Source organism: Pseudomonas helmanticensis, from assembly GCF_900182985.1.
GTDB lineage: Bacteria > Pseudomonadota > Gammaproteobacteria > Pseudomonadales > Pseudomonadaceae > Aquipseudomonas > Aquipseudomonas helmanticensis.
On record NZ_FXUY01000002.1, the window covers coordinates 1,235,670 to 1,256,038 of the forward strand.

Genomic DNA, 20,369 nt, shown 5'->3' on the forward strand with positions numbered 1-20,369 from the left:
GTTGCTGCATGGATACCAGCTTGCAGCTCTCCAAACTCCACCATCACTAGCTCTACGTCAACCGCATTTGCGCGTTGGCTTCGCTTCTCTAAAAGCCGAAGCTTCAGCGGTCCAGTGCCCTGTCGGAGGTCGACAGTCACCTTGGCCAGATCAGCCCCTGCGGTATGGTCAACCACCGACCGGATGGGCGTGCTTAAACCGAGAGACGCAGGTAGCCCGACAAGGGCATACCAGCCTTGTTTGCCTTATCTGTGATCGCAGCCCTTTCCTCAGCATTTGCCGAACCTCAATTGACTTACCACCTCGGCAAGCCGGTGCCTTTTCTTTGGTGTCGGCTGTCATGGTGCTTCTGTTGTTGCCGTTGCGGTTTTTCCCTTAGACGCGGCAGCGGCTGCTGGCCTCGCAGAGCAAGATCCGTCGAGCCGCAGGCGAGTAAGGGTAGGTGGTGGAGGCCCTAGCTGCGGAGCAGCGTAGGCCTACAACACACATCTTGCCGTCCGATTCGACGCTAACGCATGCGTATCTCTGCGAACGGATCATATCTAGCATTCTTACGCATATCTGCGCATCTATACGCTGGATTACGCATGACAAGTAACTAATTTTTTGCGCATACTTGCGCAACCATGCTTAAGGGGAGTTTGCGATGATGAAGACACCAAAAGAAGGGCTTACTGGCGCGGGGCGGGTGGCTTTTTTAGCGCGCCTCGATGAATTTCGGGGTCTCATTCAAGCCGGTTGGCCGGTGACGGTCGTTTATAAGAACCACGGCGGAGATAACACGGGGCTGAGCTACAGCCAGTTCGCTCGGTACGTAGGAAAGTACATCCGCAAGCCGACCAAACGTGGCGCCCAGCAGCCCACAATTCCCGACGAAATAACAATTCCGGTAGCGCCGGTGCCAGAACAAATGCAGTCCGGCACCCCAACGGTACCAGCCCCTATGTCGAAGCCCCGACCTGGGTTCCGGCATGACCCAAGCAGCGGCAACAACCGTGATGATCTTATATAGCCTTCTAAGGGTTTAGCCTTTTCGGCTGCAAATCTTTCAAGCGGCCCGAAGCACGTACTGCAAGTAGAAGCCCAATATTCGGAACATTCCGAAAAGGGCGGATTGAACAAATAATCGCCACGAATTGATCTTCCCCATGTCAACCTAATTAGCCAATCATTCCATCGATGCAACCGGCATGTCCGGGCACGATCAGGCACTGATCAAAGTGACTGACAGAGGCCGGGAAATGCACCAAAAAATCATAACGTTCATGATCGGCAAAACGCCGCTGGCAACAATTCCCCTGCGCAAAACGACCGTTTCTCCTGCTTGGAAATTCCGTCGTCAGGCGGCCTATGGAGCCAAAATTGCCGTAGCCGCCTTTTTCGGATTGGCCATGTACATCGTTCCACCGCCGGCTTACGCCATCTATTGCTCGAACTGCTCGACGTTCTATCAGCAGATGTTCGAGTACGTCGAGGCCGTTGATACCGCCTTGAACACCGCCGAGACATTACAGACCCAGATTCAGCAGTATCAGAATATGGTCACTCAAGGCACCGGCTTGCCCAGCTCAATGTTCGGCAGCATCGCGGCCGATCTCAAAAACGTGGCCAACATCTACAACCGCTCGCAGTCCCTAGGCCGACAGATCCAGAACATGGACTCGCAGTTCAACACAGCTTTTCCTGGCTTTCAGTTCTACCTAAATCAAGCTGCAAACTCGGCGGAAGTACCAGCGCGTGAGCGCTATCAGAAGTGGTCAGAGCAAAACCGCGACAGCGTAAAAGCGGCCCTTGAAGCGGCCGACCTCAACACCAGCACTTTCGAGTCTGAGGATACCCAGCTCGATCACATGGTGGCTCGCTCACAGTCGGCCGTGGGCCGGATGCAAGCCATTCAGGCAGGCAACGAGATAGCCTCGCAGAACGTTCAGCAGTTGCAAAAACTGCGCGATCTACTGGCCACGCAAATAAACATGCAAGGCAACTATATGGCTCAGCAGGGCGACCGGAAGGCTGCTAGCGAAGCTGCAGAGCAAAAGTTTGAGGCCCGTAAAAATAACTGGGGGCCTTCCGAGGATTTCTAAACATGTTTATATCTAAAACTCTGATCGCTGGGTTATACATCGTCTCTGCTCTTGGTGGCTCTGCTCTATCTGGGTTCATTGTTTCTATCCGCACCGATTGCGTGGCTGTTGAGCGGTCGATGCAATCAGATACGGATAAGAACTTTGAAGCACGGAAAAACAACTGGGGCCCGTCTGAGGATTTTTAACTATGCAACGCTCAGCATTTCTACTACTCGTTAGTGCAATACTCTTGCTTTCGGCCGGTAGCGCGATGGCAGCAGGAGATGTAACTCAAAGCAATGAAATGAACGGGCTTTTGCGGATGCTCTATCAAGCCGCAAGTGAATGGTCACCACGGCTTCAGGGTTATGCACTCCACTTACTAGCATCTCTCGCTCTTATCCAATTGGTTTGGACGTTCATGCCTTTAGTGATGAAACAAGCGGACTTAGGCGAAGTTGTCGGTGAACTGATCCGCTTCTTCATGGTCATTGGCTTTTTCTACGCAGTCATTGAGCATTCCGTTCCATGGGCGACAGCCGTAGTGGACAGTTTCCGAGAAGCTGCGGGTACAGCTAGCGGATTGGGCCGTGCGCTTCAGCCTGGTGATATGTTCGCGGTGGCCGTCAACTTCTCACGCACCATCGTGGAGGGAATTTCACTTTTTTCTCCGGGTAAAGCAGTCCTTATCGCGCTTGTTGGCTGCTTGGTTTTACTGTGCTTCGCTTTTATCGCGGCATTCATGTTTGTGACGCTTGTAGAGTCATACGTCATCATCAATGCCTCCGTGCTGTTCTTCGGTTTCGGTGGTTCGCAATGGACTCGCGATTTTGCAATTGCACCACTCCGCTTCGTTGTTGCAGTAGGTGCCAAGCTGTTCGTCTTAACATTGATCGTAGGAATTATTGTCACGTCGGCTAAGTCCTGGTTAGCGGCTTATACCAATGACGAAGCGTCTCTGATGACCTTGGCGGGTTTGGCTCTGGTATGCGCCTATCTGACCAAGACTATTCCCGAACTGATTGGCGGGATGATCAGCGGCACGTCGATGGGCGGAGGTTCGGCCATTGGCGGAATGGCTGCGGCTGGCGCAGCCGGTGCTGCTGCCGCAGTCGCCACCATCGCCACGGCCGGTGCCGCAGCGCCCGTCGCCGCTGGTGCGCTTGGCGCTGCCGGTGGTGGTGCAAGTACCGCAGGGGCGGCTGGTAGTGGAGGATTGGCTGGCGCTATCAACTACAGCTTTGCAGGTGCGGCAAACTCCGGCACCGGTGCAGCATCGTCAATGGGCAACGCCGCATCCTCTGGAGTGGGTGCCAGCACTGGTGGCGGCGCAGCCCTCAAGGGCTCTACATCAGCAGGATCGAGCGTAGGGGGCAGTACCGCTAATGCGAGGCCTAGTCCTGCCCAGCAACATAACAGCGGCGTACAGCAGGCCGCCAAGCAGGCTGGAAAGGCAATGCAAAACAACGACGGCAAAGACAAACAGCAAGAGACACCAGAAAGGGGTACTGAAGGACCGGGAAATGTCCTTTCTCAAGCGGCGAATGGAGGTGCGAAGGTGCTCGGGGTGATGGCTTCAATGGCTGTACCGGGCATGGATAATGCGCACGGCCTATCCCTTGGTGCTGGATCAACCCCACCTTCAAATAGCGAGGCCAGTTCGGCCGCTCCAAACAGCGGCGGAGAGTTAGCCGCTAACTCCGAGCAGGGGGATTCCAACGTGATCCGTCCAGCCTCAGACGCAAGCCCTACTAATGGTCGCCTAGCCTCGCTGAGTGTGCCGGGTACGGCCTCCAACAACGAAAAAACGGAGAAATAATCATGATCGGCTTTCTGATGTTCGCTGGATTCGTAGTCTTCGCCTTTACGTTCGCCATCGGCATGTGGGCACTCGGCCGGTGGCTGCGTAGCAAGGGTTACGGACCGCAGCTAGATAAGTTGGATCGTCAGTACACGGCGTTGCAGCTTCGCGTTAGCCCGCTCGCCCTGTCAGCTTCATATCGCATGTTTGTCGGGGCAGAGGCTCTGAATCGCCTACCTTTGCTGGGCAACAAGAATAACGCCATCTTGAACCAGCAAGTTTTGATGGCCATCCGAACTGCACAGGAAGCACAGAAGCGAGAGAACACTGACAATTTCTAATCACTGGCCTGCGTCACAGACGCCCCGTCCAAGTGCTTGGATTTGGTTGCTCGCCCTAGATCTATCAGGCCGCTGTAGGGCGGTGTGGGACTATTTCGATTCCCTGATGCCCATCAAATAAGCTCCTTAAGATCGAGCGGTTTGGGCCGATCCAGCGGCGCTTCTGCAAATACGTTAGACGAATCTGTACATAGCTCTACGCTCTTTGGCAAGGGCAAGACCTGACCTCGCCAGCGCATTTTTATACCGCTATCGGCGTCCAGGATCAGTCCGAATGACCGGTGTGAGACAGACAGCGGACCTTGACATGATTCGAGCTTGCGTAGGCACAGTGATATCAGTGATCCTTCAGCAGATGCACTTGGAAGAGCCTTTTCTTCCTGGGGCGCCTAACCGTAGGGATTGTCCTGCCAATGCCATCGTCCTCGCCATTGCGTGAGGTTGGCCAGCGTACAAGGCGCAAACTCTGCGCTCTGGGAGATAGAACTGATATGGCGACATGCACAGCACCTAGAAACGGCCACCGCTCCGCGAGCGCGGCAGCTAATTGTCCCGCATGCAGAAATCGCTACAGTAGCTATGGGGCGCGCTCGCAACCCTACCCATCCTCAACATCATCCTCGTCGCGGGGTGGCGGTGGCGGTGGACGGACGTCGCGCGTACTGTCTAGTGCGGTGCCGGAAATATATCGGCGTCCACTATCAGAAGTACCAAGCCTCGTGCGTAGCGACGTTCCAACGCCGGCACAATCTGACGGGCAAACCTATGACGTATTCGTATCTCATGCGTCTGAGGACAAAGACGATTTTGTCAGGCCCCTTGCCAATGCCTTGGTTGCTGCTGGCCTCAAGGTGTGGTTCGACGAGATGACCCTACGCATAGGGGATAGCCTAAGACAGAAGATTGATAAAGGCCTCGCCAATAGCCGCGTAGGGCTTGTCGTTCTCTCCCCCGCCTTCATCAAGAAGGGATGGACCAACTACGAGCTTGACGGAATTGTCACCCGCTCTGTTTCAGGTGAACAGGTTCTTCTGCCGATTTGGCACAACATTACGAAGCAGCAGGTGATGGATTTCAGCTCCTCGATCGCTGATAAGGTAGCCCGTAGCACCGCGGTACATACCATTGATGAGATTGCTTCTGAGATCGCAGATTTGCTGAAATCTAGTGATGCGTAGGATCGCTAGCGTCGCCGCTACTAGCAGCTATCGGATTGGGCGTCCTGATCGGTAGAAGAAACGTATACAGACGGAGAAGTGGAGCACGATCTTCCGTCTGGTTGTGCCCGACAAAACCTGGAGAGCCTCTCCGCTAGTAGTAATACGCACGTACTTTGAACACCTTTCAGTCCCCCTATTGCCACACCTGAATATCCTCTGGGTCAATGCCAATGGGCAGCCCTCAACAGCACGGAGGCTTCGCCATTAGTAATACGCACGGACTTGTGCCAGCTACAAGTGCCCCCCTCAACAAACCTAAACCCGTTCTGGGGTAGCTTGGGCTGGCCCAGATCAACAGCCTCAAGACTTCGTTCTGGGTAATACGCATGGACTTGTCTCAGGCTCTACCACTACTGGTTTACCTGCTCGATACCAACTCCGGCGACTCATCCCAAGTGTCTCCCAAGGTTTTTGGCGGCTCAGGGAGGTAGATTCATAGGTCTGACGGTCTACGGCCCCGGCTGCGCGTCTGCGGCCTTCCTCGCGCCTCCTGTGACGCTCTGCGGCTTCGGCATGGCTAACGATAGTCTTTAGCTGCCGCTGCTCGTCTGCAGTGATTCTGAACAGGTTTATCAGGGTGTCGTTCTTGGGCGTGTAGAGCGGTGCGTATTCCTTCCCTCCGAAGCAGACCCGCTCCCCCGATTCGTAGGCTTTGGCCTTGCTGAATAGGGTCATCAGTTCTTGAGAGCGGCTATTCCACTGCGGATCTAGCTCGCGGGCCAGTGCCGAGGCTTCGTGATACATCTGCTTGCTGTTGGTCGCGCCCGACAGTAGCAGGAAGTTCAAACGCCAAAATAGGTGCTGCATCCGGCTGCCTTCGTTGACGCCGCCGCGCAGCTCGGCGAGCTTGCGGAGGTCTTCGAGGCGATCCCAGGCAAGCTGGCGGCCCGAGAATCCGCGGAGATGGTCAGCTTTACCGCCGGGCACCAAAAGGAAGGGCTTAAGCTTGCGTTTGACCCGCTCGGCCTGTTCCTGCCGCTGCTGCTCTATTGTCCAGCGGGCAGTTGGTAGCAGGGCCTCGGCCAGATACTCGAAGTTGTATCGGACAGGCTGACCATCGGTGTCGTTGGTGACGTGAACAACGCGACAGACTTCGCCGCTCTTGCTGTTGACTGTCTGGATGGTTCGCAGAACGCGGCTTGCGTCTTTGGCCATCGGATCGGCACCGACGTGTGCGAGGCGATCTACTAGGTAGCGTTGGCACGCATTCCAGCGGGGCAATGCCTGACGCGGGATAGTACCGTCGAGTAGCCATTTCGCTTGGATACCCCGGCCGCTGTAGATCAGTACGGACGGTTCCGGCAATCCTTCTTCGGCGCAGAAATACAGCACCGACATCGCCAGTTGGTCAGGCGTGCGACCGGCGAGAGCCGGTATGCGGTAGGTGTCAAGATCGGTGAACAACAGCCCCAAACGGGCAAGGTTCACGACCCGTCGGTTGGGCCGGATGAACTCTGCCTGTGACATCCATGTGTCGCGGGTTTTATCCACCAAATTGAGAACGGCGGGCATGTCCGCTAACCGGTGGGAGGACTGGCGTTTTTCGCCACGTACGTCAACCAGCAGCGAGAAGAAACCGCTCCTGCTGCTGTCGTGGTACATCCGCGCCTCGCCGTGAGAACTGAACAGCGCAAGCTGCGATATGGGCCCTACGTCGGGCCCGATCCGCACTATTCAGGCTCCAACTCCGGGTCTGGGAGCCGGGCCTGAACCCTTGCAAGCATCAATCCATTCTTCGACCTCAGCCAAATCCCAGACCACCTTACGACTGCTGATCGCAATGCGGCGAGGAAATCGACCTTTGCTTTCAAAGTTGTAAATCGTGCGCTCACACAGCGGGATCATCGCTAGAAGCGTCTTCTTGTCGATGAGCGTTCTGTTCGTCGATACGTGCATACCTTAGCCTCTATCAGTCACAGCAAATGTGTGCCTGATCGTGCCCCTATGTGCCGCTTGCTTCGACGGAATAATTGGCTAAAATGGTTGACATGAAAAATTGCTCAGCCATCGCCATTTGGAAGGGATGCGACCCAACCGTCGCAGATGCCATCAGACGATTTCGAGATTGCTGGGAGCCGTACTCCGCAGCATCGAAGCGTTACCCTATCGCTCGCCTTGTAGAAGAACTCATCGACCCCGTTGTTGCTACGTATACGGCAACACTCCCGTCGCGCTATCTAGGGCACGTACCAGGAGCCGGTACCGGCGTAGCATTCAGTGAGATCATGCGATTGGTTGGTGCTGAAGCAATGGTTCGCGTACAGCACCGATTGCTAAGAGCTTTTGTCTTAACAGAAGACCAGCAGTCCAAGAGAGATCAGCGATTTATCGCCACACTCGAAACGCTGATAGAGCTGGTATGGGCATGCAAGCGCAAGCAACCAGCGAAAAGAAATGTTCGTGGTTTGAATGGTCAACGCTTAAAAGTTTTTTGTAGATTTTGCGGCAAGCTTGCGGAGCTGGCCTCATTCGCCGAATCCGGCAATGACAATGACCAACGCGGCATGGATGAAAAACTGCGGCTCAGCAACCTGTACTGCGCGACTCATCGTCCTAAGTTGCCGGATGGCGAGTGGAATCCCGAGTACAGGAAAGCGAAACGGTCTGTAGCGCAATTCGACCTCGAGTTAATCAGGCTCAGCCGACAATGCGCCTCGCGAGTTACTCTGCAAGCGGAATCAGGGGACGAGCTGGTGGACGGCTACATACACAACTACATGCTTGGCCAAACGTTAACGCTAGCAGACGAAGCAGAGCTAAGGAACCTAGCGAGGCTGATGGTGGACTCGAGGCTGTCGGACAGAAAAAAACAAATACTGATGCTCCAACGGTTTGACTTAAATCAATCAGCGATTGCGCGGAGACTGGGTATCGAACGCCAAGCGGTTTCCAAAGCTGTCGCGTCAATTCCAGAGATATTTCGCCTGAGTCGGCCACAACGATCCGATAATTAGATTGTTTAGTGTCAACCAAAATAAACAACCAATAGAAATTCACCAGTCGAATCGGACTTTTAGATCAAACCTTCACTCGTGGTTTCTTTAGCGTCCATTCATCAATCATATCCGCCCAGTCCTGCAACATCGCCCGACGCTGATCACGGTATTCAGCCTTGTTGTAAACGGCACGTACGCCCTTCTGCTCGTGCGCAAGGCACTTCTCAATCCAATCTGAGTTGTAACCCGCCTCATGCAGCAGCGTGCTCGCTGTGCGCCTCAAATCATGCGGTCCGAACTTGCTCAACGGCTGCCCTTCTTTCTGCGCAAGCCGGTAGGTCAGCGTCAGCACCTGATTGATCGTCGCGGTACTCATCGGCAAATCAGAATCGTACCGAGAGGGAAAGACGTAATCCGAACCACCGGCAAACGTCTTCAGAGCAATGAAGAAATCCAGCGCCTGCTGAGATAAGAACACCAAATGGGGATTGCGCCGCTTCATCCGCTCTTTCGGAATGGTCCACAGGGCTTCGCTGAAATTGATTTCGTTCCAGGTAGCGTTGGTCAATTCACTTTTGCGAACCATGGTCAGCAACAGCAGCTTAGCGGCGACTCTCACGGATGAGGCAGTGCCGATGCGGTCCAGGTACTGATACATCAACGCGATTTCGTCAGGCCCTAAAGCGCGGTCACGTGGCTCGAATTTAGCGATGCTTGCAGGACGCACCAGATCAGCCGGATTCTCAACCTTCTGCCCACGCTCTATCGCCCATCGGAACACCTGCATCACAATCTCGCGGGAGTGCACGGCCGTGGCTGGAGCTCCACGCTCCACAATTGCATCTGTCAGGGTACGCAGATCCTCATGATTGATTTCCACCAGTTTCTGATTACCGAAGTGCGGCTTTAGCTCGCGCTCGTAAACCGATCGGCGCATGTCACGCGTCGAGTCAGCCATCTGATACCCACGCAGCCATTTCTCCGCCCACGCATCAAACGTCTCTGCCCCTTTGGTGCGTGCCTTGGCACGGGCTTTCTCTTTGGCAGGTGACTTACCCGCCGAAACCATCTTTTTAGCCTCGCCCAAGCGCTCTCTGGCTTCCGCAAGTGTGATGCCACCCACGCCATAACGACCGAACGTGATGGTCTCCTGACGGCCATTGATTGAGTAGTTGTAACGAAAGGAGATGGAACCGGCAGCAGTGACGGCCACGTACAGCCCGTCACGGTCGTTCACCTTGTAGAGTTTTTCTTGCGGTTTGAGGTTACGCAGCTTGGTATCGGTCAGCATGGCAGTTACGGATTCCATTGAAAAAATACCATGCTCAGAAAAGCACTCATGCACCACGATAAAACCCAATGAAACCGGGCTGATGATGAGATTTGATACCATGCCCTGCCCTACTAGGGCGACATGGTATCGAGCACCGAACATGGCATTTGGCTCAGTCAATGCCCCGTACCATGCCATACAAACACGGTGCTTGGCGATGCACAAAGCTGCCAGAATTTGCCAAACCCAAAAAGCCAAAAGCCCGCAATTACGCGGGCTTCAGGGCATTTCTTGCTAGATCGTGCCGGACAATGCCGGACGCCCAATCATTCCCACTCAATGGTCGCTGGCGGCTTGCTCGACACGTCGTAAGTGACGCGCGAAATACCTTCGATCTCATTGATGATGCGGCCGGAGACGGTTTCCAGCAGTTCGTAAGGCAGGTGCGCCCAACGTGCGGTCATGAAGTCGATGGTTTCTACGGCACGCAGGGCTACAACCCAGGCGTAACGACGGCCATCGCCAACCACGCCAACCGATTTCACTGGCTGGAACACCACGAAAGCCTGGCTGACTTTGTGGTACCAGTCGGCCTTGCGCAGCTCTTCGATGAAGATGTGGTCGGCGCGACGCAGCAGGTCGGCGTATTCCTTTTTCACTTCACCGAGGATGCGCACGCCCAGGCCCGGGCCCGGGAACGGGTGACGGTAGACCATGTCGTACGGCAGGCCGAGTTCCAGACCCAGACGACGGACTTCGTCCTTGAACAGTTCGCGCAGTGGCTCGACCAGTTTCAGGTTCATCTCTTCCGGCAGGCCGCCCACGTTGTGGTGCGACTTGATCACGTGAGCCTTGCCGCTTTTCGCGCCAGCCGATTCGATCACGTCCGGGTAGATGGTGCCCTGAGCGAGGTACTTGATGTTGTCCAGTTTGTTCGACTGGGCATCGAATACGTCGATGAAGGTACGACCGATGATTTTGCGCTTCTTCTCCGGATCGGCTTCGCCGGCCAGGTTGTTGAGGAATTGCTCTTCAGCGTTGGCGCGGATCACCTTGACGCCCATGTTCTCGGCGAACATGGCCATCACTTGCTCGCCTTCGTGCAGACGCAGCAGGCCGTTGTCGACGAAGACGCAGGTCAGTTGGTCGCCGATGGCTTTGTGCAGCAGCGCAGCGACTACCGAGGAGTCAACGCCGCCGGACAGACCCAGCAGCACGTTGTCGGTGCCGACCTGGGCGCGGATGTTGGCGATGGCGTCTTCAGCGATCTTCGACGGCGTCCACAGGGCTTCACAGCCGCAGATGTCGAGAACGAAGCGCGACAGGATGCGACCGCCCTGTTTGGTGTGGGTCACTTCCGGGTGGAACTGCACGCCGTAGTAGCCGCGAGCGTCGTTGAACATACCGGCGATCGGGCAGCTTGGGGTGCTGGCGAGGACGTGGAAGTCTTCCGGCATCTTGGTGACCTTGTCACCGTGGCTCATCCATACGTCGAGGCCGAACAGGCCGTCAGCGTCGATGTGGTCTTCGATGCCGTCGAGCAGGCGGCTCTTGCCGACCACGTCTACGCGGGCGTAACCGAACTCACGCAGTTCGGAACCTTCAACCTTGCCACCCAGTTGCTCGGCCATGGTCTGCATGCCGTAGCAGATACCGAAAACCGGTACGCCCAGATCGAACACTGCCTGTGGGCAGCGCGGGCTGTCGGCGACGTGTACGGACTCGGGGCCGCCGGCGAGGATGACGCCTTTAGGAGCGAATTCGCGGATCGCATCTTCGTCCATGTCGAACGGGTGCAATTCGCAGTACACACCGATCTCGCGCACGCGGCGGGCGATCAGTTGGGTGTATTGCGAACCGAAGTCGAGGATCAGGATGCGGTGAGCGTGAATATCGAGGGCCATGATTCAGTCTCGTCTAAGTCATTCAGAAACAGTCGTGATTCAGAAACAACTCGGGGCTGAATCAAACAGCCCCGGTTGCTTACTTTATTGCTTGAAGGCTCAACCTACGCGGTAGTTTGGCGCTTCTTTGGTGATCTGCACGTCGTGAACGTGGGATTCGGCCATGCCAGCGCCGGTGATCCGCACGAACTCAGGCTTGGTGCGCATTTCTTCGATGTCGGCGCTGCCGGTGTAACCCATCGAGGAACGCAGACCGCCCATCAGTTGGTGAATGATCGCGCTCAGGGTGCCTTTGTACGGCACACGGCCTTCGATGCCTTCCGGAACGAGTTTCTCGGCGCCTGCCGAGGAGTCCTGGAAGTAGCGGTCGGAAGAACCCTGGGCCTGGGACATGGCGCCCAGCGAACCCATGCCGCGATAAGCCTTGTACGAACGGCCCTGGAACAGTTCGATTTCGCCCGGCGCTTCTTCAGTACCGGCGAACATCGAGCCCATCATCACGCAGGAAGCACCGGCTACGATGGCCTTGGACAGGTCACCGGAGAAACGGATGCCGCCGTCGGCGATCAACGGAACGCCAGTGCCTTCAAGGGCAGCGGCGACGTTGGCGATGGCACTGATTTGCGGGACGCCGACACCGGCGACGATACGGGTGGTGCAGATCGAGCCAGGGCCGATACCGACCTTGACGGCGTCGGCGCCTGCTTCGGCGAGAGCCTTGGCAGCGGCGCCGGTGGCGATGTTGCCGCCGATCACCTGCACTTCAGGGAAATTCTGTTTGACCCAGCGAACACGGTCGATCACACCTTTGGAGTGACCGTGAGCGGTGTCGACTACCACCACGTCCACACCGGCATTGACCAGAGCGGCGACGCGGTCACCGGTGTCTTTACCGGTACCGACAGCAGCGCCAACGCGCAGACGACCTTGATCGTCCTTGCTGGCCAGCGGGTAGGCTTTGGCTTTTTCGATGTCGTTGACGGTCATCATGCCTTTGAGGGCGAATTTGTCGTCGACGATCAGTACGCGTTCGATGCGGTTTTTGTGCAGCAACTCGCGAACGTCGTTCTTGTCGGCGCCTTCCTTGACCGTGACCAGACGCTCTTTAGGCGTCATCACTTCACGGACAGTGGCTTCCAGACGGTTTTCGAAACGCACGTCACGGGAAGTGACGATGCCGACCAGGTCGCCATCGTGCAGTACCGGAACGCCGGAAATGTTGTGCAGACGGGTCAGTTCGAACAGTTCACGCACCGTGGCATCTGCCTCGATGGTGATCGGGTCCTTGACTACACCGGCTTCATAACGCTTGACCTTGCGAACTTCGGCAGCTTGCTGCTCGATGGTCATGTTCTTGTGGATAATGCCGATGCCACCTTCCTGAGCCATGGCAATTGCCAGACGGGCTTCAGTGACGGTGTCCATGGCGGCAGAAACCAGAGGAATATTCAGCTCGATGCCACGGGTTAGGCGGGTCTTGAGACTGACTTCGTTAGGAAGCACCTCGGAATAACCAGGCACTAGGAGAATGTCGTCGAATGTCAGAGCTTCTTGGCTGATACGCAGCATCGCGGGGGCTCCCGAGCGGGAAAATGGAAGCGCGCCATTATAGTCAGACACCCCCTGCTGTTCAATGTAAAACTCAGCCTAATTGATATACGGAAAAACCCGCGCCCTGTAGGAGCTGCCGAAGGCTGCGATCTTTCGATCTGGTTTTTAACAAACAACGTCAGAAGATCGCAGCCTGCGGCAGCTCCTACAGGGAATGTTTGGGGGTCAGAGTTCGACTTTTACCCAACTGACGGGCAGGTCGAGCCAGTCGGCGAATTCGTCGAGGAAGCTTTGCTTGAAACCGGCCTCGAGCCAGTTGTTGAAGATGAAGCCGAGGTTGGAGAACCCGCACTCCTGCAAGTACAGGAAGCCATTGATGTCGTCTTCGTGACCGCATTCCGGGCAGGTGAAGTTGTCGGTGCGCCCGGGCATCCAGTCCTCCAGGCTTTCGAACAGAGCTTCGCCGATCTCGCGGCGGCACTCGGCGCAGCCGGCCTCTTCAAGAAAACCTTTGGCCGGGGTGTATATGCAACGCTTGGTGACAATCTCCAACCCATTGATCGGCTCACCGAACGGCAACGCCTGCGGGTGCAGCACCACGGCCCGCGCGCCATCGGCGATCGCGTAAGCCATGCGATTGCCGGAGCGGCCACAGGTGCTCAGCTCTTCCTTGACGATGTTTTTGCGCACCAGCCAGCGCACGATCGCCCGCGCCCGGGGTTCGTGCACCGGCAGGGTGGAGATTTTCGGGACGATGATGCTTTGTGAATTCATGGAAAGTCCTGCGGTGTGGCTGCTGACGCCTTCGCGAGCAAGCCCGCTCCCACACTTTGAAATGCATTCCGAATGTGGGAGCGGGCTTGCTCGCGAAGATGCCCTAAAGGCCGGCAGCTTAATCCCTGACGAAATCCGGTCAAGTGCTGAGGTAACGCCCGATCAACGCCAGCCCGCTCGCCAGCACCAGCCACGTCACCAGCCGCACAAACGCCTCGCGCGACATTTTCATGGTCAACCGTCGCCCGACCCACAACCCCAGAGCCATGGCCGGCAACAGACACAACGCCAACATCAACAAGGGTAGCTCGGCATACACACCAGCGATGGCAAACAGGCTCAAACGCACCACCGTGCTGCAACTGATCAGCGCACTTTGCGTAGCGCGGGCCGCGTCCTTCGATAGTCGGCTGTTCAGATAAATCGCATAGAGAAAGCCGCCACTGCCAAACAGCGCACCGAACAATCCGCCGACCGTGCCCATCGGCAACGCCCAGGCGGCGGATAACTGCTCAGGTCGCTTTTTCACCCCCAAGCTGTAAATCGCATAAGCGCTGATGAACAACCCCATCAACAGCAGCAACAGATCGGATTTCAGATTCAGCAGAAAAATCACTCCCAGCGTGCAGCCCACCGCCATGCACGGCAGCAGCCGCCACAACTCGGGCTTGACCACATCCCGCCGCGACGGCAGCAGGTTGCCGAACGCCGCAACGAAATCCAGCAACACCAGCAGCGGCACAATCTTCGACAAAGGCATGAACAGAATCAAAATCGGCCCGGCCACCAGCGCCGTTCCAAATCCGGCAATCCCGAACACAATGTAAGCCAAGGCGATGCCCAGCCCGATCACCGCCCAACCGCCGACGCCCCACGACCACTCGCTCAATAATCCCACCACGCTCATCGATCTACTTCCTTAATAAGCCTGAGATGACTTTAGCCAGCGCCGAGCGTTGCGACTAATATCTTCAAAGCCGACAAGTCATCTCAAAAAGGCATACCTGTGCTTTCAACCCGTCAATTGCGCTACTTCGTGGAAATCGCTGAATGCGGCAGCTTCAGTGCGGCGGCCGAGCGCCTGTTTATCGCGCAGTCGGCGCTGAGCCGGCAGATCAAGGACATGGAGACGCGCCTGCAGACCCCGTTGTTCGAGCGCACGGCACGTCAGCCACGCCTCACCGCAGCGGGCGAAGCGTTTTTGCCTCGCGCACGCAATCTGCTCATCGAACTGAACAAGGCCAGCGTCATGGCCACCGAAGTCGGTAACGGGCAGCTCGGCACGTTGCGTTTAAGCCATTCCAGCACCGTTTCGATCAGCGGTCGTTTGCTCAGTGATATCGGCGCTTATCTTCAGCAGCAACCCGGCGTTTCGCTGGATATCGGCAAGCTGTCTTCTGAAGCGCAACTGGAGGAGTTGGCCGAGGGACGCCTTGATGTCGGTTTGCTGCGGTTGCCGGTTTTGCGCCAGCGCGAAGGCATTCAGATCGTGCCGCTATTCAGTGAACGTCTGCTGCTGGCTGTGCCGGCGGATCATCGATTGGCAACCTTGGAGACCGTCGAGCTGGCGCAACTCAGGGACGAAGCATTCATCTCCATTCCCCATCCGCAGCGCGGCGGCCTCAGCTATTTGTGCGCCGATCTGTGCATGCGCCAGGGTTTCTTCCCGAAAGCGTCGCGGGTGATGTCGCGTAAAACCACGCAGTTACAGTTAATTCAGGGCGGATTCGGCATCGCGCTGCTGCCGGAATCAATGCAAGACATTGCACCGAGCGGGGTACGATTTCTACCGCTGAGCGATCCGAACTGCGAAAGCACCGTCGCCCTCGCCTATCGCTATAATCCGCCCCCGCTGATTCAACACTTCATTCAGAACTTCACCCCTCCCCTGTAGGAGCTGCCGAAAGCCGCGATCTTTTGACCTGGATCTCAAAAACCAGATCAAAAGATCGCAGCCTCGTTGCACTCGACAGCTCCTACGGGGATCGTGCAATGATCAGGAGAATGCCTTTAAACTGCGCCCCATGATTAAAGATCCCTTTGCAAGACTTGGCCTGGACCGTGAAGTCCTGACCGTCAGCCAGCTCAACGGCCGCGCGCGGGTGTTGCTCGAAGACGTGTTCAGCAACATCTGGGTCGAAGGCGAAATCTCCAACCTCGCCCGTCCGGCGTCCGGGCACATCTATTTCACCCTCAAGGACAGCGGCGCGCAGGTGCGTTGCGCATTGTTCCGACAGAACGCGGCGCGCGTGCGCCAGGCGCTGAAGGATGGCCTGGCGGTGAAGGTGCGCGGCAAGGTCTCGTTGTTCGAGGGCCGCGGCGACTATCAACTGATTCTCGACACCGTCGAACCTGCAGGTGATGGCGCCCTGCGCTTGGCCTTCGATGCGCTGAAGGAAAAACTCAGCGCCGAAGGCTTGTTCAGTGCCGAACGCAAAGTACCGTTACCGGCGCATCCACAACGCATCGGCATCATCAGTTCGCCAACCGGCGCGGTGATTCGCGACATCATCAGTGTGTTCCGCCGCCGTGCGCCGCAGGTGCAACTGACGTTGATTCCCACCGCTGTGCAGGGCCGCGAAGCCACTGCGCAAATCGTCCGTGCGCTGAAAATGGCCGATGCCCGTGGATTCGACGCGCTGATCCTCGCCCGAGGCGGCGGCTCGCTGGAAGACCTCTGGTGCTTCAACGAAGAAGCCGTGGCACGTGCCGTTGATGCTTGCGTGACGCCGATTGTCAGCGCGGTTGGCCATGAAACCGACGTATCGATCAGCGATTTCGTTGCCGACGTACGCGCACCGACGCCTTCCGCCGCCGCCGAGTTACTCGCGCCCGATTCCAGCCATTTGATCCGTCAGGTCGAAAGTCTGCATCGCCGTTTGGTGATGCGCATGCGCGACCGTTTGATGCGTGATCGTCTGCGCCTCGAAGGCATGGCGCGTCGCCTGCGGCATCCCGGCGAGCGTCTGCGCCAGCAAGCGCAACGTCTGGACGATCTGGACATGCGCATGCGCCGCGCCTTCGAGCGCAGCCTCAATACTCGTCGCGAACGGCTGATTCGCCTGGAAACTCGTCTCGCCGGGCAACATCCGGGCCGCCAGTTGGCGATGTTGCGCCAGCGCCTCGACAGCCTCGCCGAACGTCTGCCGCGCGCCATGCGCGAAGGCCTGAAAAACCGTCGCCTGCAACTGCACAGTCAAATGCAGACGCTGCATGTGGTCAGCCCGTTGGCAACGCTCGGTCGGGGTTACAGCATTCTGCTCGATGAACGCGGCCACGCGATCCGCAACGCTGCGCAAACCCACACCGGCCAGCGTTTGAAAGCCAAACTGGGCGAAGGCGAACTGCAAGTGCGCGTCGAGGATAATCACCTGACGCCTGTCACTCTCTCTTTACTGGACTGATCCATGCCGCGTTTTCTGGCTCCACTGTTTTTGCTGTGCCTGACGTTCAATGCCCACGCCGACAGTTACATCACCCGGCTGCTGAACAAGCCTGTGCCGGGCGGCGTGGCGGTGGTTGATCTCGGCGCTGGCGCACAGGCGCCGAAAGCCACGTATCAAGGCAAACCGCTGCTGGTGGTAAAAGAACAGAACAATTGGCTGGCGATTGTTGGTGTGCCGTTGACCGTGAAGCCTGGCTCTCAGCAGATCAGCAGCGGCGGGCGTAATCTGCCGTTCACCGTGGGTAACAAGAAATACCCGGAGCAGCGCATCACCCTGAAGAACAAGCAGCAAGTCAATCCGGATCAGTCGAACCTCAAGCGCATCGAAGGCGAATTGGCCGAGCAGATCAAGGCTTACCGCAGCTTCAGCCCGAATACGCCGAGCAATCTGTTGCTGGACAAACCAGTGAACGGGCCGCTGTCGAGCAAGTTTGGTGTGCGCCGCTTCTTTAATGGTGAAGAGCGCAATCCCCACGCTGGCCTCGATTTCGCGGTGCCGGCAGGCACACCGATCAAGACTCCGGCGGCGGGTAAGGTGATCCTCACCGGCAACTACTTCTTCAACGGCAACACGGTATTTGTCGACCATGGGCAGGGCTTCATCAGCATGTTCTGCCATATGTCGAAGATTGACGTGAAGGTCGGCGATCAATTGGCGCGTGGCGCGGTGGTGGGCAAGGTTGGCATGACCGGTCGGGCGACCGGGCCGCACATGCACTGGAATGTCAGCCTGAATGATGCGCGGGTGGATCCGGCGATTTTCATTGGTGCGTTTCAACCTTAAGAAATTGAGTGAGGCTGATGGCCTCTTCGCGAGCAAGCCCGCTCCCACACTGGATTTGTGTTGAGAACACGCTCAACTGTGGGAGCGGGCTTGCTCGCGAAGGCGGCCTAGCCACCCCACAAACACCCCTGACACCCAACCACCCTCAATTGCGCCCGGATCTAACCTCACGCAAACATCGACAAGATCCACCGACTAAAGCGCAATAAAATCCTGCAAAATCCCGCTTTCCGGGTATTCCTCTCAATTTTTTTCGACTGCTTGCCATCCTCTGCCCTCGCGGTTAGGGTTGAAGGCATGAAAACCTCTCACACCCTCATTCAGCTTCGCCAGCACCGCAGCCTGTGCCTCGTCAGCGCACGACTGCCGGGCTGAATCGCTGCGCCTCGTCCGACGTTTTCCCACAACATTCGTTACACCGGCAGGCCGCCTCTTTTCGGCCCAGACAATAAGGAATTTCCCGATGAGCATGCTCAAAGATCCGTCTTCGAAATACCGCGCGTTTCCTGTCATCAATCTGCCGGATCGTACCTGGCCGTCGAAAACCATCGACACCGCGCCGATCTGGTGCAGCTCCGACCTTCGTGACGGTAACCAGTCGCTGATCGAGCCGATGGACGCGGTGAAGAAGCTGCGCTTCTGGAAAACCCTGGTTCAGGTCGGTGTGAAGGAAATCGAAGCGTCGTTCCCGGCCGCTTCGCAAACCGATTTCGACTTCGTGCGTACTCTTATCGAAGAAGGCCACATCCCGGACGACACCACTATTCAGGTGCTGACCCAAGGTCGTGAAGACCTGATCGAGCGTACTTTCGAATCCCTGCGCGGCGCGAAGAAAGCCATCGTTCACCTGTACAACGCCACCTCGCCTTCTTTCCGTCGCATCGTCTTCAACCAGGACAAGGACGGCATCAAGGCCATCGCGGTCAACGCGGCCAAACTGTTCGTCAAATACGCCGCCATGCAGCCGGACACCGAGTGGACCTTCGAATACTCGCCGGAAACCTTCAGCGCTACCGAGCTGGAGTTCGCCAAGGAAGTCTGTGACGCGGTGATCGAGGTGTGGAACCCGACGCCTGAGCACAAGATGATCCTCAACCTGCCCGCCACCGTTGAGTGCGCGACGCCGAACATCTACGCCGACCAGATCGAGTGGTTCGGCCGCAACATCAACCGTCGTGACAGCGTGATCATCAGCCTGCACACCCACAACGACCGCGGCACTGGCGTTGCCGCCACCGAGCTGGGTCTGATGGCCGGCGCTGATCGCGTCGAAGGCTGCCTGTTCGGCAACGGCGAGCGTACCGGCAACGTCGACCTCGTCACCGTCGCGCTGAACATGTACACCCAGGGTCTCGACCCGCAGCTGGACTTCTCCGACATCGACGGCGTGCGCAAAGTCGTCGAAGAGTGCAACCAGATTCAGGTTCACCCGCGTCACCCGTACGTTGGCGACCTGGTCCACACCGCGTTCTCCGGTTCGCACCAGGATGCGATCCGCAAAGGCTTCTCCCAGCAGAAACCGGATGCACTGTGGGAAGTGCCGTACTTGCCGATCGACCCGGCCGACATTGGTCGCAGCTACGAGGCGGTAATCCGCGTCAACAGCCAGTCGGGCAAGGGCGGCATCGCTTACTTGCTGGAGCAGGAATACGGCATCAGCCTGCCACGTCGCATGCAGATCGAGTTCAGCCAGGTGGTGCAGCGTGAAACCGATCGTCTCGGCCTGGAGATGACGGCCAAGCAGATTCACTCGCTGTTGATCAGCGAATACCTGCAAGCCAACACCCCGTACGCGCTGGTCAGCCATCGCCTGCAGGAAGAAAACGGCAACAGCAATGTTGAAGTGGAAGTGGCGAGCAAAGGTCAGGGCGAAACCAACCTGCACTGGCGCGGCAAGGGCAACGGTGCGCTGGAAGCACTGGTCGCCGGCCTGCCGATTCCGGTGGAAATCATGGACTACAACGAACACGCGATCGGCGCGGGCACCAACGCCAAAGCGGCGGCCTACATCGAGCTGCGCGTGAACGGTGAACGTGCGGTGCACGGCGTGGGTATCGATGAAAACATCACCACGGCCAGCTTCAAGGCACTGTTCAGCGCGCTGAACCGCTCGCTGAGCCAGCCTGAGGCGAAAGCGGCGTAATCGACTGCTGAAATGCAAAAGGCCCCGGCGTTTAAACGCCGGGGCCTTTTTTGCGATCGTTCCCATGCTCCGCGTGGGAATGCCTCAAGGGACGCTCCGCGTCCAGTGACGCGGAGCGTCACGGGCTGCAT

General features: G+C 57.3%; 17 protein-coding genes. 10 read left to right on the forward strand and 7 right to left on the reverse strand.

Translation table 11 applies throughout. From position 1 onward, the window contains the following. Nucleotides 1-649: 649 nt before the first annotated feature. The 5 genes from QOL84_RS28310 (at nucleotide 650) to QOL84_RS28330 (ending at nucleotide 5,386) form a co-directional block, all read left to right on the forward strand. Complete coding sequence (locus QOL84_RS28310) at nucleotides 650-1,012, forward strand: hypothetical protein (protein ID WP_283439363.1); 363 nt, start codon at nucleotides 650-652, stop codon at nucleotides 1,010-1,012. Between the two features lie 178 nt (nucleotides 1,013-1,190). After that, a complete protein-coding gene (gene trbJ / locus QOL84_RS28315) occupies nucleotides 1,191-2,084 on the forward strand; it encodes a P-type conjugative transfer protein TrbJ (protein WP_430458739.1) in 894 nt (297 codons plus the stop codon). Between the two features lie 190 nt (nucleotides 2,085-2,274). Continuing rightward, a complete protein-coding gene (gene trbL / locus QOL84_RS28320) occupies nucleotides 2,275-3,885 on the forward strand; it encodes a P-type conjugative transfer protein TrbL (protein ID WP_283439364.1) in 1,611 nt (536 codons plus the stop codon). 2 nt (nucleotides 3,886-3,887) lie between these two features. After that, nucleotides 3,888-4,208 (forward strand): hypothetical protein, encoded by a 321-nt coding sequence (locus tag QOL84_RS28325; protein WP_283439365.1) that lies wholly within the window; start codon nucleotides 3,888-3,890, stop codon nucleotides 4,206-4,208. Nucleotides 4,209-4,927: 719 nt separating this feature from the next. Next, nucleotides 4,928-5,386 (forward strand): toll/interleukin-1 receptor domain-containing protein, encoded by a 459-nt coding sequence (locus QOL84_RS28330; RefSeq protein WP_252886767.1) that lies wholly within the window; start codon nucleotides 4,928-4,930, stop codon nucleotides 5,384-5,386. 342 nt (nucleotides 5,387-5,728) lie between these two features. Here QOL84_RS28330 and QOL84_RS28335 read toward each other — a convergent pair whose 3' ends face one another. Continuing rightward, nucleotides 5,729-7,030 (reverse strand): replication protein, encoded by a 1,302-nt coding sequence (locus QOL84_RS28335; RefSeq protein WP_283439366.1) that lies wholly within the window; start codon nucleotides 7,028-7,030, stop codon nucleotides 5,729-5,731. 72 nt (nucleotides 7,031-7,102) lie between these two features. After that, nucleotides 7,103-7,324 (reverse strand): helix-turn-helix transcriptional regulator, encoded by a 222-nt coding sequence (locus QOL84_RS28340; RefSeq protein WP_058423359.1) that lies wholly within the window; start codon nucleotides 7,322-7,324, stop codon nucleotides 7,103-7,105. Between the two features lie 83 nt (nucleotides 7,325-7,407). On the opposite strand from QOL84_RS28340, the gene QOL84_RS28345 reads away from it, so the two are divergent. Beyond that, the gene (locus QOL84_RS28345) at nucleotides 7,408-8,382 is read left to right on the forward strand and encodes a sigma-70 family RNA polymerase sigma factor (protein WP_283439367.1); all 975 of its coding nucleotides are present in this window, start codon (nucleotides 7,408-7,410) and stop codon (nucleotides 8,380-8,382) included. A 64-nt stretch (nucleotides 8,383-8,446) separates the two neighbouring features. Here QOL84_RS28345 and QOL84_RS28350 read toward each other — a convergent pair whose 3' ends face one another. The 5 genes from QOL84_RS28350 to QOL84_RS28370 form a co-directional block, all read right to left on the reverse strand. Next, on the reverse strand, nucleotides 8,447-9,655 hold the full coding sequence (locus QOL84_RS28350; RefSeq protein ID WP_283439492.1) for a tyrosine-type recombinase/integrase: 1,209 nt from the start codon (nucleotides 9,653-9,655) through the stop codon (nucleotides 8,447-8,449). A gap of 308 nt (nucleotides 9,656-9,963) precedes the next feature. Continuing rightward, nucleotides 9,964-11,541, reverse strand: a complete 1,578-nt coding sequence (gene guaA, locus QOL84_RS28355) for a glutamine-hydrolyzing GMP synthase (protein WP_053123501.1) — start codon at nucleotides 11,539-11,541, stop codon at nucleotides 9,964-9,966. Between the two features lie 99 nt (nucleotides 11,542-11,640). Then, on the reverse strand, nucleotides 11,641-13,110 hold the full coding sequence (gene guaB, locus QOL84_RS28360) for an IMP dehydrogenase (RefSeq protein ID WP_053123503.1): 1,470 nt from the start codon (nucleotides 13,108-13,110) through the stop codon (nucleotides 11,641-11,643). A 207-nt stretch (nucleotides 13,111-13,317) separates the two neighbouring features. Next, nucleotides 13,318-13,866, reverse strand: a complete 549-nt coding sequence (locus tag QOL84_RS28365) for a sugar ABC transporter ATPase (RefSeq protein ID WP_283439368.1) — start codon at nucleotides 13,864-13,866, stop codon at nucleotides 13,318-13,320. 139 nt (nucleotides 13,867-14,005) lie between these two features. Next, nucleotides 14,006-14,773 carry a sulfite exporter TauE/SafE family protein gene (locus tag QOL84_RS28370; protein ID WP_283439369.1) on the reverse strand — a complete coding sequence of 256 codons (768 nt, stop codon included), beginning with the start codon at nucleotides 14,771-14,773 and terminating at the stop codon, nucleotides 14,006-14,008. Between the two features lie 99 nt (nucleotides 14,774-14,872). Between QOL84_RS28370 and QOL84_RS28375 the strand changes: the two genes are divergently transcribed. The 4 genes from QOL84_RS28375 (at nucleotide 14,873) to leuA (ending at nucleotide 20,238) form a co-directional block, all read left to right on the forward strand. After that, nucleotides 14,873-15,760: a LysR family transcriptional regulator gene (locus tag QOL84_RS28375; protein WP_283439370.1), complete on the forward strand. Its 888-nt coding sequence runs from the start codon at nucleotides 14,873-14,875 to the stop codon at nucleotides 15,758-15,760. 130 nt (nucleotides 15,761-15,890) lie between these two features. After that, a complete protein-coding gene (gene xseA, locus QOL84_RS28380) occupies nucleotides 15,891-17,270 on the forward strand; it encodes an exodeoxyribonuclease VII large subunit (RefSeq protein WP_008082520.1) in 1,380 nt (459 codons plus the stop codon). 3 nt (nucleotides 17,271-17,273) lie between these two features. Continuing rightward, the gene (locus QOL84_RS28385) at nucleotides 17,274-18,095 is read left to right on the forward strand and encodes a M23 family metallopeptidase (RefSeq protein ID WP_283439371.1); all 822 of its coding nucleotides are present in this window, start codon (nucleotides 17,274-17,276) and stop codon (nucleotides 18,093-18,095) included. 463 nt (nucleotides 18,096-18,558) lie between these two features. After that, nucleotides 18,559-20,238: a 2-isopropylmalate synthase gene (gene leuA, locus QOL84_RS28390; protein ID WP_053123514.1), complete on the forward strand. Its 1,680-nt coding sequence runs from the start codon at nucleotides 18,559-18,561 to the stop codon at nucleotides 20,236-20,238. Nucleotides 20,239-20,369 lie beyond the last annotated feature (131 nt).